This window comes from Roseibium sp. AWQ4_290 (assembly GCF_056160985.1).
Genome location: NZ_JBSWYG010000021.1, coordinates 80,371 through 93,156, shown reverse-complemented (window position 1 = coordinate 93,156; position 12,786 = coordinate 80,371). Strand labels below are relative to the sequence as shown.

10 protein-coding genes are annotated in these 12,786 nt (G+C 59.9%); 5 read left to right on the top strand and 5 right to left on the bottom strand.

Annotation, left to right across the window (positions count from 1 at the left end):
* Positions 1 to 32: 32 nt before the first annotated feature.
* Positions 33 to 1,415: a class II 3-deoxy-7-phosphoheptulonate synthase gene (locus tag ACXAH0_RS20200; RefSeq protein WP_475186266.1), complete on the bottom strand. Its 1,383-nt coding sequence runs from the start codon at positions 1,413 to 1,415 to the stop codon at positions 33 to 35.
* Positions 1,416 to 1,689: 274 nt separating this feature from the next.
* On the opposite strand from ACXAH0_RS20200, the gene ACXAH0_RS20195 reads away from it, so the two are divergent.
* Entirely contained in the window at positions 1,690 to 2,418 is a 729-nt protein-coding gene (locus ACXAH0_RS20195; protein WP_475194538.1) for a VIT1/CCC1 transporter family protein, read from the top strand.
* Positions 2,419 to 2,673: 255 nt separating this feature from the next.
* On the opposite strand, the gene ACXAH0_RS20190 is transcribed toward ACXAH0_RS20195, so the two are convergent.
* Complete coding sequence (locus tag ACXAH0_RS20190) at positions 2,674 to 3,267, bottom strand: gamma-glutamylcyclotransferase family protein (RefSeq protein WP_475194537.1); 594 nt, start codon at positions 3,265 to 3,267, stop codon at positions 2,674 to 2,676.
* Between the two features lie 54 nt (positions 3,268 to 3,321).
* On the opposite strand from ACXAH0_RS20190, the gene ACXAH0_RS20185 reads away from it, so the two are divergent.
* Together ACXAH0_RS20185 and ACXAH0_RS20180 are read left to right on the top strand one after the other, a co-directional pair.
* Positions 3,322 to 4,530 (top strand): aminotransferase class V-fold PLP-dependent enzyme, encoded by a 1,209-nt coding sequence (locus ACXAH0_RS20185; RefSeq protein WP_475194533.1) that lies wholly within the window; start codon positions 3,322 to 3,324, stop codon positions 4,528 to 4,530.
* 563 nt (positions 4,531 to 5,093) lie between these two features.
* On the top strand, positions 5,094 to 6,632 hold the full coding sequence (locus ACXAH0_RS20180; protein ID WP_475186255.1) for a sensor domain-containing diguanylate cyclase: 1,539 nt from the start codon (positions 5,094 to 5,096) through the stop codon (positions 6,630 to 6,632).
* 227 nt (positions 6,633 to 6,859) lie between these two features.
* Here ACXAH0_RS20180 and gor read toward each other — a convergent pair whose 3' ends face one another.
* From gor to rpiA, 3 genes are all read right to left on the bottom strand, one after another.
* Positions 6,860 to 8,236: a glutathione-disulfide reductase gene (gene gor, locus ACXAH0_RS20175; RefSeq protein WP_475186253.1), complete on the bottom strand. Its 1,377-nt coding sequence runs from the start codon at positions 8,234 to 8,236 to the stop codon at positions 6,860 to 6,862.
* Positions 8,237 to 8,480: 244 nt separating this feature from the next.
* A complete protein-coding gene (locus tag ACXAH0_RS20170) occupies positions 8,481 to 8,996 on the bottom strand; it encodes a DUF2059 domain-containing protein (protein ID WP_475186250.1) in 516 nt (171 codons plus the stop codon).
* A 56-nt stretch (positions 8,997 to 9,052) separates the two neighbouring features.
* Positions 9,053 to 9,745, bottom strand: coding sequence for a ribose-5-phosphate isomerase RpiA (gene rpiA / locus ACXAH0_RS20165; protein WP_475194531.1), 693 nt, complete (start codon positions 9,743 to 9,745; stop codon positions 9,053 to 9,055).
* A gap of 381 nt (positions 9,746 to 10,126) precedes the next feature.
* Here rpiA and ACXAH0_RS20160 point away from each other — a divergent pair, with 381 nt between their 5' ends.
* Both ACXAH0_RS20160 and gph read left to right on the top strand, forming a co-directional pair.
* A complete protein-coding gene (locus tag ACXAH0_RS20160) occupies positions 10,127 to 11,911 on the top strand; it encodes a methyl-accepting chemotaxis protein (protein ID WP_475194529.1) in 1,785 nt (594 codons plus the stop codon).
* A gap of 138 nt (positions 11,912 to 12,049) precedes the next feature.
* Positions 12,050 to 12,718, top strand: coding sequence for a phosphoglycolate phosphatase (gph, locus tag ACXAH0_RS20155; protein ID WP_475194527.1), 669 nt, complete (start codon positions 12,050 to 12,052; stop codon positions 12,716 to 12,718).
* Positions 12,719 to 12,786 lie beyond the last annotated feature (68 nt).

The following is a 12,786-nucleotide window of genomic DNA, read 5'->3' as shown; positions in this document are numbered from 1 at the left end:
TTCGGTTAACGTAAAGTGAGTCCGCGCAATCGTCAGCCGTTGACCGCAACCGGTTCAACCTTGCGGCCGTCCCGTTCCTTCTTCAGGTTTTCCGCGATCAGGAAGGCCAGTTCAAGGGCCTGATCCGCATTGAGACGCGGATCGCAATGGGTATGGTAACGGTCACCAAGCTGATCGGCGGTTAAAGCCCGGGCACCGCCAGTGCACTCGGTGACATTCCGTCCGGTCATTTCCACATGAACGCCACCCGCATGGGTGCCTTCTGCCCGGTGGACCGCAAAGAAGGCTTCCACTTCCTTCAGGATGCGGTCGAACGGACGGGTTTTGTAGCCCCCGGCCGTCACCGTGTTGCCATGCATCGGGTCACAAGACCAGACCACAGATTTGCCTTCCCGCTCAACCGCGCGCACAAGCTGCGGCAGGTGGTCGAACACCTTGTCGGCGCCGAAGCGGGCAATCAGGGTCAACCGGCCCGGCTCGTTTTCCGGGTTCAGAATGTCGATCAGCTCCATCAGGCCATCCGGCGTCAGGGAGGGGCCGCATTTCAGACCAATCGGATTCTTGATGCCTCGGAAGAATTCCACATGGGCATGGTCCGGCTGGCGGGTACGGTCACCGATCCAGATCATGTGCCCGGAGGTGGCGTACCATTCGCCGGTGGTGGAATCGACGCGGGTCAGCGCCTCTTCGTAGCCCAGCAGCAGCGCTTCATGGCTGGTGAAAAAATCAGTGCCGCGCATCTGCGGAACGTTTTCAGAGCTGATGCCGCAGGCACGCATGAAGGCCAGGGATTCGCTGATCCGGTCCGCCAGTTCCTTGTAGCGGTGGCCTTGCGGGCTGTCCGAAATGAACCCGAGCATCCATTGATGGACCTGATCCAGATTGGCAAACCCGCCCTGGGCAAAGGCCCGCAACAGGTTCAGGCTTGCCGCAGACTGACGGTAGGCCATGGCCATGCGGTTCGGGTCGGGAATGCGGCTTTCGGAGGAAAAGTTGATATCGTTGATGATATCGCCCCGGTAGCTCGGCAGTTCCACGTCGTTTTTCTTTTCCGTGTTCGACGAGCGCGGCTTGGCGAACTGACCGGCAATCCGGCCGACCTTCACGACAGGCTGGCTGGCTGCAAAGGTCAGGACGACGGCCATCTGCAGGAACACCCGGAAGAAGTCGCGGATATGGTCGGGATGATGCTCGGCGAAGCTTTCGGCACAATCCCCGCCCTGAAGCAGAAATCCCTTGCCCTGGGCGACATCGGCCAGCTGTTTCTTGAGCGCGCGCGCTTCACCTGCAAAAACCAGCGGCGGATAAGTCGACAGGCGCTGTTCCACATCCGCCAAAGCCTCTTGATCCGGGTATTCCGGCACCTGCAGGATCGGTTTCGATCTCCAAGTGTCCGGGCTCCACTTCTCCGCCATTTTTCCTACTCCTACTGGACCGGCCTGTCGTTGCTTTTCGGGCCCGGTCCGCGACATTTTATGATCTTTTCTGTCTGCCTGATGAACGCAAACGTGCGGCCTTATACACGCCCCCGCCCGCCAAGGCCACAGGGGAATCCGCCAAATTCGCCCGTTTCCGGCCCGGACCCGACTTTCCCGCCCCAACAAAGCTTCAAACCGCCTTGATCCGGATCATGGCCTGAGCTGAAAAGGGCCGTCAGAGTGCCTCTGACGCAAGGTTAAGGATCGCCCGATGCCACCTCCGCGACTGGAGCACAGCCACAGGCCCGATGCCATTGCCCGCCGGCTATCGCAAAAGCCACGGGGCAGCTATCTGCGCGACTGGATCTATGGCGGCATTGATGGAGCGGTAACCACCTTTGCCATTGTCGCAGGTGCCGTCGGCGCCAGTTTGCCCCCGCGCATTATTTTGATCCTCGGCATTGCCAATCTGCTGGCCGACGGCTTTTCCATGGCTGCGGCCAATTACAGCGGCTCCAAGTCGGAAGAAGAAGACTATGCCCGCTTGAGGGCAATTGAAGAAAAGCACATTGCAACAGAACCGGAGGGCGAGCGGGAAGAAATCCGGCAGATTTTTAAGGCCAGGGGGTTTGAAGGCGCGGATCTGGAGGCTCTTGTGCGCCTCGTCACCTCCAACCGGGCGACCTGGCTGGACACTATGATGGAGGCGGAATACGGCCTTGCTGCGCCCACCCGGTCGCCGCTTCTGGCCGCGCTGGCCACCTTTGCCGCCTTTGCGCTTTGTGGCAGCCTGCCGCTGGCACCATTCCTGTTCAATCTGGGCGCCAGCGGCCTTCTGACAACAGCGCTGACGGGCACCGCCTTTTTCCTGATCGGCTCGATCAAGTCCTTCTGGTCGACCAAATCCTGGCTCCGCTCCGGACTGGAAACCACCGCCATCGGCCTCACCGCCGCCGGGATCGCCTATCTTGCCGGATACGCGCTGCAAGGGCTGGGATGAGAAAACTGCCAGCCATTTTTCGTGTCCTGACGCGCGCAAAAGCAAAGACCGTTTCGATGAACGCCGCCCAAAGCCCCCCACATTCTGAGGCAGGCCATAGGCCTGTCACGAAAGATGGGCCACAGGTGTTTAAGCCTGCTGCCCCTCCTTCGAGACAGCGCTGTGCACCTCCTCAGGATGACGCAGTGCTCGTTGGTCAAATGTGAGAGAAGGCGTTCATCAAACTACTTGTCCAGAACGCCCAAGGGCCGCTCTTTATCCCTCCTCAACAAACACCAGATCCAGGCCAGCCAGAGCCCTATCGATCCGCCCCCGCGTGGCTTCGTCCAGTTGAACGGCCCTTGGATAGCGGGGTGCGTCACGGTCGCGCAGGATGGGGACGTGCCATCCGTCGGTGGTGTCCAGAAAATGGGCGATGCCCGCTTCGCCCCACAGCCGGTCAAAGCCCGCCAGAACGCAGTCGAGATAGGTTTGCAAAATGGGATGGGTTGCGCTGCCCCAGCGCCGGTGCTCAGGCGCTGCAGCAAAGACAAAGAGATCCTCCGGCCCCGGGGCCCCTAGCGCGTCACAGGAAAAGGCCGGGCCCTGGCCCAAAATCTTCTGATAGCGCTGCTCGCGCTGTTCCAGCGCCGCAAGGCGGGCCTTCGGTTCGCGCACCATCACCCCGCAGATCTCAGCCCCCGGCTCCGGCCGGATGCTGAGCGCGCAGCGGCCCTGGCCGTCTTCGCCCTCGCCGCAGACCCGCCATTCGCGCACCCAGCCGCGCAAGGTTCCGGGCGTCATCTCAGCCGCGGCCGGGATCGTTGCGGCATTGACGAGAGAACCATATCCAAAATATGTGATTGTCACTAACTGTCCTTTCTCTTTTCCCGCAACATCCGTTTTCCAAAGGCAAGGTGTCCCATGATCGTTCCCTCCCTTTCCCAACAGGATGTGATGGCCATGCGGCAGGACACGCCCGGTGTAGGCCAGCTGATCCACTTTAACAATGCCGGCACGGGCCTTGCGCTCAAGCCGTCCCTGGACGCAGTCACCGAGCATCTGGAGCTGGAGGCCCGCCTGGGTGGCTACGAGGCCGCAAGCGTGGCCAGCGCCGCCATGGAGGGGTTTTACAAGGGCCTTGCCGCCCTTATCGGCTGCATGCCCCAGGAAATCGCCTATGTGGAAAATGCCACCCGCGCCTGGGACATGGCCTTTTACGGCATTGATTTCCGCGAAGGCGACCGGATCGTCACCGGCCGGGCGGAATATGTGTCCAACTATGTGGCCTTTCTGCAGATGAAGCAGCGCAAGGGCATTGAGATCGACCTGGTGGAGGATGACGCGGATGGCCAGATTGATCTGGCGGCCCTGAAAGCGGCGATCACCCCCAGGACCCGCCTGATTGCATTGACCCACATTCCCACCTTTGGCGGCCTGATCAATCCGGCCGAAGAGGTGGGGGACATCGCCCGCCATGCGGGCTGTCTCTATCTTCTGGATGCCTGCCAGTCCGCCGGGCAGATCCCCTTGAATGTTCGTGAGATCGGCTGCCACATGCTGTCGGGCACTGGGCGCAAATATTTGCGCGGGCCGCGGGGTACCGGCTTTCTCTATGTCAGCGATGCGGTGCTCGACCAGATTGAGCCGCCCTTTATTGACCTTCAGGCAGCGAACTGGACCAGTGACGACACCTATGAGCTGGTGCCCCACGCACAGCGTTTCGAAACCTGGGAACGCTATGTAGCCGGGCAGATCGGCCTTGGAGCCGCCGTCAGCTACGCCATCGGCTATGGCATGGAACGGATCGGCAACCGCAACTGCGCCCTGGGGGCCCAGCTCCGCACTGATTTGTCGGCCGTGCCCGGAGCCACGGTGCAGGACAAGGGCGCCCGAAAAGGGGGCATCGTGACCTTCACCCTGGACGGGGAAACGCCTGCGCAGATAAAGGCCCGCCTGGCAAAAACGCACCTTGGCGGGCGAAGCATCAATGTGTCGGTGAGCCGGGCCAGTTCCTCACGCATCGACCTGCCCCATCGCGGCCTTGAAGCCCTCGTGCGCGCCTCCCTGCACGCCTTCAACACCGAAGAGGAAATCGAGGTTTTTGTCAGGGCGCTTCGGGACCGGATCTGACAGACAAGACCAACGCGTCCGGCACGGAGGCCCGTGCGGCCATAGCACACCCGCCTGCCCGGCAGTGCCGGGCCCTTTGTCCGTGACGCGGCCACAGCCTCGTCCTCATTTTGAGGGGGACCAGCTGGTCCCACTTGAAAAGAGGCCATAGTTCTGCAGCAAGCGGCCTCTGGTATTCAAGACCGCACTGCTCCGGCCGACGCGCTGGGGCCTTCTGAAGGCATGCTGATCCTGGGACAAAGAAGATCCCGGCGCCTGGGCCGGGACGGCTCAAAACAAGCCGCAGCGCCAAAGCGCTGCTGCGCTTGCCATAACGAAAACCACCTCTTGGGAAACTAAAAAGAGGTTATTTCATACAGATCAATGTCATCCGAAAATTCAAAAATATCCCTTAAATTTTACATTGTAACAACAAACAATATTCGAAAACAAAAAACACTTTTAATTAAATACTTCTGTGGCTTCTTACTCTCGATCGCTTTCCATCTCTACGGTAATATTTATATAATCACAAAAACAGAACCGTATTTAAGATTCCTGCCGATGACACGAAAGCCCCATACGTGACGGACTTCCGGCGCAGATACAGTGACAAGGCTCCGGCCCGGGCCCGGCAGCACATCTCCCGCCTGGCCTTTGTGCTGGCCGGGCTTTTGATTGCCGTCACCTCCGTCTCCCTGCTTTTTGTAGGCTATGTGGCAACGCAAGCCTCCACGCGCCAGGCAATCGCCAACGAGGACCGTCTGTTCCAGAGCGTGCTGTCGGACAAGCTGCGGGCGATCATCCGCGAACAAACGCGCATCACCCTGTCCGACCGGTCCGTGGACCAGCTGGTACGCGGCTTTACCCCCGCCTATGCCCGCGAAAGCTTTGACGCATTGTGGACCAATTACCGGCACAACAAGATCATGCTGATCTCCGGAGACGGCACCATTTTGGCCGAATCCTTTGACGACTACACCCACATCATTTCACGGCCCGTCTCCGAAACGCCCGCGATTGCCGCCATCTTGAATGATCTAAGGGACCAATATGGCAGGAACCGCGTGCGCGTGCCCGGCGGCTTCGGGCACCGTTCGCTTTTGGGAATAGAACCGACCGACTACGCCTCCATGGGCTTTGTCCTGATTGACGGAAAGCCTGCTCTTTACGGAGCCATGCCCGTCATTCCCGACGCCTACAAAACGACGCTGCCGGACGGCCCGCCAACGATTCTGCTGTCTGCCCTTTATCTGGACGCGGCGCTGCTGAGGGAATTGAATTCCCACCTGGAATTTGCAAAGTTCGGCTTCACGAGTGATGCCCTGCCCTCCGTGGACGGGCCGCTGCATCCGGTCTTCGCACGGAATGGTGAGGCGCTGGGGACCTTCCACTGGCAAAGCGTTTCCTCCAGCAGCTCCATCTGGCCCACGATCATTCCGGTGATCGTGCTCTTGAGCGTGGCTCTGGCCGCACTGGCTTTCGGGATTGCATGGCGGATCGGCCGGCTGACAAGTTCCCTGCAGGCAAGCGAACAGCAGAACCGCTATCTGGCCCTCCATGACACCTTGTCAGGTCTGGGCAACCGGCTGCAGTTCAACCGGGTTCTGGCCAGCTCCGTGCGATCCCTGCCGAATGACCGGTTCGCGGTGCTCCATTGCGACCTGGACAAATTCAAGGACGTCAATGACACCTATGGCCATGCGGCTGGGGACACGGTGATCAGGGAGATGGCGGCCCGCCTCAGCGAGGCGGTTGGACGGCAAGGGCTCGTCTGCCGCATCGGCGGCGACGAGTTCATGATCATTTTCCGGAAAGACACCTCCCGGCACCGCATGCGCATGCTTTGCGATGCGCTGATCACCGCTGCACAGCGCCCCATTTCCTTAAGCGAGGGAAAAAGCGCGCGGATCGGCCTGAGCATCGGCATTGCCCGCGCACCGGAAGACGGCTCCAACGCGGAAGACATCGTCTCCCGCTCGGACGCCGCGCTCTACCATTCCAAAGACCAAGGGCGTAGCCGTTATTCCTTTTTTTCCGACTTGCCGGACGGCAACCGCCCAAAGGACCCGGCGGCCCCTGACACCGGCAAGCCGCCCTTTCTCAAGAAAGCCAACGGCTAAGCGCATTACGCGGCCCGGTCTGGTTGACCGGGCATGTGGTGCAATGATGTCCGTTGGGCGGGAGTGGGTTACCGGAGGCCGCACGCGGAAGGACTTCGGACGTTGCCGCACGTCTGACCCGCTCCCCCGTATCGACCTGCGACGCGCTCCTGGCCTGAGCCCCTCCAAGCGCGGTCAAGCAGGTCATCATCCATTGCGCAAGGTATCCTGCGGCCCTTTGAAGAGGCTTATCCGCGCAGCTGCTCGGTCGGCTCGCGCATGGTCACCAGCTCTTCCGCAGCCGTCGGGTGGACCGCAATGGTGCGGTCAAAATCCGCTTTGGTGGCCCCCATCTGCAAGGTCACGCCCAGGATCTGAGCCAGCTCACCCGCATCAGGCCCAACCACATGCACGCCCAGAACCTTCTGGGTGTCCGCATCGACGATCATCTTCATGAGCATCTTTTCATCGCGCCCGGACAGGGTGTGTTTCATTGGCCGGAAACTGGATTTGTAGATATCGAGATTGGGTGTGCGCTCCAGGGCCTCTTCCTGTGTCAGGCCAACCGTGCCCATTTCCGGCTGGGAAAAGACGGCGGTTGCGATCAGGCTGTGATCCACAGTCCAAGGCGTATTGCCGAAAAGCGTATCGGCAAAGGCGTGGCCTTCGCGGATGGCAACCGGCGTCAGGTTGGCCCGGTTGGTCACATCCCCGACCGCATATATGGAGGCGACATTGGTGCTGGAATCCGGCTTGACCTTGATGGCGCCGATCGCATCCATCTCCACACCGGCCTGTTCAAGGCCCAGATCTTTCGTGTGCGGATTGCGGCCAATGGCGAACATGATCTTGTCCGCGTCCAGTGTCAGTCCGCCCTTTGTGCGGCCGAACAAAGACCCGTCTGCACGTTTCTCAATGGCTGTGAAGGTGTCGTTGAGGATCACCCTGATGCCCTTCTTCTCCATCTCCTGGCGAACGGTGGTTCTCAGATCACGGTCAAAGCCGCGCAGGATTTCCTCGCCGCGGTAGATTAGCGTGGTCTCCACACCCAGACCATTAAAAATGCCAGCAAATTCCACCGCAATATAGCCACCGCCAGCCACCACGACCTTGTTGGGCAGCTCAGCAAGATGAAACGCCTCATTGGAGGTGATCACATGCTCAATGCCAGGCACGCTGGTGTCCACATTCGGAGATGCACCCACGGCCACGAGAATGTATTTCGCGGTCACAGTCTGGCCGGTCGACAACAGCCGGACCGTATGCGCATCCTCCAGCACCGCCCGGCTGTCATGCACCTCCACATTGGTGCGCTCCAGATTGCGCCGGTAAATGCCTTCCAGCCGGGTGATCTCCTGATCCTTGGCAGCGATCAGCTTGTCCCAGGCGAAGGTACGCTCGCCAACGGACCAGCCAAAACCTTCCGCATCCTCGAACTCTTCGGAAAATTTCGACGCATAGACAAAGAGCTTCTTGGGTACACAGCCACGGATGACACAGGTGCCGCCATATCTGTATTCCTCGGCAATCCCGACGCGGGCCCCGTGGGTCGCGGCAATACGCGCCGCCCGAACCCCGCCCGATCCGCCGCCAATTACAAAAAGATCATAGTCGTAATCGCTCATGAGTGCCTCGTCGTGAATGCGTGTGCGCCGCCGGCTGGTGTACCGGGCGGCACAGCGCTGCCCGGACGGACGGTTGAGAAGTCAAACCTGTCCGCAGATAGGACAAAGCCCACCGTCCTGCAAGACAAGATGTCTCCAGCCCTTTCCGGAAAGAGGCAGGCAAACAAAACGGGCCGCGATTGCGACCCGCATTCCGGCTTTGGGCCGGTCTTTGAAAAGTGGAAGACCTGCGTTGGCCTGCTGGTTATTCAGCCGCGTTCCGCTTGGCCAGTTCCTGCTGAACCATCGTTACCATTTCGGTGGAGATCTTGTCCTGCCATTCGCGGGCAGCACCCACGGAAAGCTGGGTGACGACCGGCAGGGTTTTGGTCAGTTTCTGGCCCAGATCCGTGCTGTAGAACGCCGCCAGCTCCCGCAGTTCTTCTTCACTGAAGTTGTTCGCCCAGGCTTCATATACCGCCTGGTTCAGCTCCGAGCGGCGCGCGGCCAGCTGGATCGCAACGCCTTGCGTGACTTCGATGATTTCCTCGGCACGGGTCGGCTGGGACTGGATGAAAGCCGTGCGGGTCTGCTCGGCAAGAATCGGCAGAATGTCGTCAAAAGGTTCCAGAACCTTGGTCACTTCCGCAACGTGCTTGGCTTCGGCCAGATGGCTCGGGGACACGGCGTCTTGCGCCTGGACGGCGCCGCTTGTGAGACTAGCAGCCACCAGAACCGCACTGAAGACGGCTGCGCTCGGGAACATTCTTGTCAGTTTCATGTTTCTACTCCTAGACGGCTCTCCGGCGACAGCGCGGACAGCCAAATCCAAACACATCAGGCTGGCGTCAGGGTTTTGACCCCTTCCGCACCAGCCACGTAAGCCTTTGTTGCAAGTCCGATGAACAGTCCGTGTTCCACCACACCGGGGATTTCCAGAAGCCGGGCCGCCAGGGCCGGAGCATCCGGGATCGCCTCCAGATGGGCATCCAGAATATAATGACCGCCATCTGTGACAAACGGATCGGACGCCCCGCCGCGCAGAACAAGCTTCGCCGGCAGTCCGCTCGTTTCAAGGCAGTGTGCAATCGCCTGCCCGGTCGCCTTCAGACCAAAGGGCACAACCTCAATCGGCAGCGGAAACCGCCCCAGTGTGGCCACTTCCTTGCCCGCATCGGCAATGACAACCATCCGGCGGGACGCAGCTGCCACAATTTTTTCGCGCAGCAGAGCCCCACCGCCACCTTTGATCAGGGTCAGGTTTGGGTCGAGTTCATCGGCCCCGTCCACGGTCATGTCAAGCTCAGGAAGTTCATCCAGAGTGCTGAGCGGAATTCCCAGTTCTTCTGCAAGCGCATGGGTCCGTTCAGATGTCGGCACGCCGATAACCTCAAGCCCCGCACGCACCCGCCCAGCAAGCGCCCGCACGAAAAATTCCGCGGTCGATCCGGTTCCAATTCCCAGGCGCATGCCCGGCGTCACATCTTCTGCAGCCCGTTCAGCGGCCGCCTTTTTATCCTGATCGCTCATCGTCTCCCCTTCAACCACCACCCGAGCGGATGGGTCGTGGCCGGTGCTTTTCTAATCGCCGGGTGCTTACCATGGCCAGCCTCTGCCGGTCCAGAGTGTTTCCCGCCTTCTGGCAGGAAACCCCGACCTGCCCCGATGCAAACACCCCGGACGCGTCATACCTTCCCAGAAAACAGGCGCTTTTTGGGCACCCCTGCCATCTCGGTCAAAAACACGTCACGCTTGGTGTGGCATGCGCCGCTGCCCGAAGACCCATTAGTGTGCAAAGTAATTTTCTTCCTCTACGAGAGATTGAAAAATTTTAAACATCATTAACCATGAATTTAGATTGAATTGAGATTGTTTTTCGAAAGATACGCACTCGGGAAAGATTGGACCCCGATGAGACTGTTCAAAAGAAGTCGTGATTCAAATCCCGTTTCAGAAGAGACACCTCATACTTCTGCGGAGAGTTGTGAAAATGACACATCTCCCGTCGAGGCTGTTTCCCTCGTTACGGAGCCATCTCCTGACCAGCTTGCCTTTGTTCTCGACAGCCTTGAAGACGATCTTCAAGTGGCCGCCAAGGCGATCACTCTTGCTGCGGACAAGGTTCAGGACCGGCTGGAAAGCCAGACCAGCCGTCTGGAAGCGATCCGGCACGACACGAGCTCTTTATCGGACCAATCCGCAGCAGCAGATGAAAACGCGGCCAGCCTGGCCTCGTCCCTCAAAGAGCTGTCTGCCTCCAGCACAGAGATCGGATCCCAGGTCGGGGTCTCCAACCAGCTTGCGATTGAAGCACGTGACATTGCCGATGAAGCCAATCAGGGTGTTCAGGATTTAAAGAACGCGATTGCCGACATCGCCGATGTGGTCGGCCTGATCTCCGACATTGCAAAACAGACCAATCTGCTGGCCCTCAACGCCACGATTGAAGCCGCGCGCGCCGGCGAGGCCGGACGTGGCTTTTCGGTCGTCGCCAACGAAGTCAAGGCCCTGTCGGTGGAGACCCAGTCCGCAACTGAGCAGATTGTCGCCAATATCGCCAGACTGAACCAATCAGCTGAAGCCAGCGTCGGGTCAGTGAACCGGATCATTGACGTGATGGGCAAGATCCGGCCCAGCTTTGCAGCAGTCGAAGATGCAGTACGCTCACAGGTTGAGACCACCAACACCATTGGCGAACAAGCCAACAAGACGGCAGATTTTGCCAAAGGCGTGGTGCTGACCGCCGAAGCGATTTCCGACAGCGCGGTGGCAGCTGAAAATGGCGGCGCCATGGCCCGTGAAACCGGCGCACAGATGAGCACCACCTCGCGCGCGCTTCAAAGCCGGTTCACCATGATGATCCGCCAGACGGAAGCCGGGAACCGGCGCCGCCACGACCGCCTGCCTGTCAAAATGCCCGGCACCATTTCGGGCGGCACGGCCTCTGCGGCCATTGAAACCCTTGATATTTCAGAGGGTGGTGTCCTCTTCAAGATACCCAATGGGCAAACCTTGCGGCAAGGCGAACAGCTTCAACTGGAGCTGGCTGGTCTTGGCCGCACCGGCGCCCGGATCGTGGCTGTGTCTGAAAATGGCTATCATTGCTGCTTCGACCGGCCCGCACCGGCGTTTCAGGAAGCCCTCCTCCAGAAGATTGCCACCTTCCGGGAACGCCATGCCCGGGATGTCAGCTGCGCCCGGGACGGGGCAAGACGGGTGGTTGAGGCAATGGCGGGGCTGCTCTCCCGGCGCCAGCTGTCACTGGACGATCTCTTTGACACCAATTACCGGCCTATTGACGGCACCAATCCGCAACAGGTCTCCACAAAAGCCCTGCCATTTCTGGAAACCGTTCTGCCGGAGATTCAGGAAGATATACTGGCGGCCGGCAAACCCAATGGCATGGCCTTTTGCGCGGCTGTCGACCGCAATGGCTATTTGCCGGTGCATAATCTGGTCTTCTCCAAGCCGCAGCGGCCTGACGATCCGGTCTGGAACACGGCGAATTGCCGCAACAAACGGATTTTTGACGACCGGGCAGGCCTGAGCGCAGCCCGCAACACCCGGCCCTATCTGATCCAGTCCTATGCCCGGGACATGGGCGGCGGCACGATTGTGTGGATGAAGGAAATTGACGCCCCGATCCTGATTGAAGGCCGTCACTGGGGCGGCTTCCGCACCGCCTACAAACTCTGACAGCTTCAAGAGACCGGCAGTCTAAAAGATCGGTGGGGCTGCGGCAGCCAGGCATTGGTCAGCTGCTCCGCCCCTTGCGTGCCCGGATCATTCCGGCTAGGCAGGAACCGTTCTTTTTCAGTCCGTTTCGAGGGTTTCATGTCCGTTCTGGTTTTCGATCTTGACGGCACACTCGTGTCGTCCATGGAAGATCTTGTCGCCACATTAAACGCGGTGCTTACAGCGCACGGGCATACGGCCATCCCCAAGGACAAGGTCCAGCACATGGTTGGCATGGGGGCCAAGGTGCTGCTGCAGCGCGGTCTCGACTTTAACGGCGTCTCCTGGAGCGAAGAGACGATTGCCCCGCTCTACCGGCACTTTCTTGAGCATTATGCGGCAAACCTTGCCGTTCACACCCGGCCCTTCGACGGGGTCACCGACGCGCTTGAGGCATTCCGGACGGCAGGCTGGAAGCTGGCCGTGTGCACCAACAAGGCGGAACAGCTGACCTTGCCGCTTTTGGCCGAATTGGATCTCACAGGCTATTTTGATGCGGTGGTCGGCGGCGACACGTTTGATGTCTCAAAACCCCATGCGGAGCCGGTGCACGGGGCCATCCTCCGGGCCGGGGGCACTGTTGACGGCTCGATCATGATCGGTGACAGCGGCACTGACATCAACGCCGCCCGCAATGCCGGGATTCCCGTGATTGCAGTCGATTTCGGCTATACGCCCGTCCCCGTTCAGGAGCTTGGCCCGGACAAGGTTGTTTCTCATTTCAACGAGCTTGCTGAAGCGGTTGAGGCCCTTGGCCACCCGGTCTGAGGCTCATTCTGATTTCTGCGGCCAGCTTTTCCCGGCCCGCCGGGGCAACGGTCAACAGCTGGAACAAA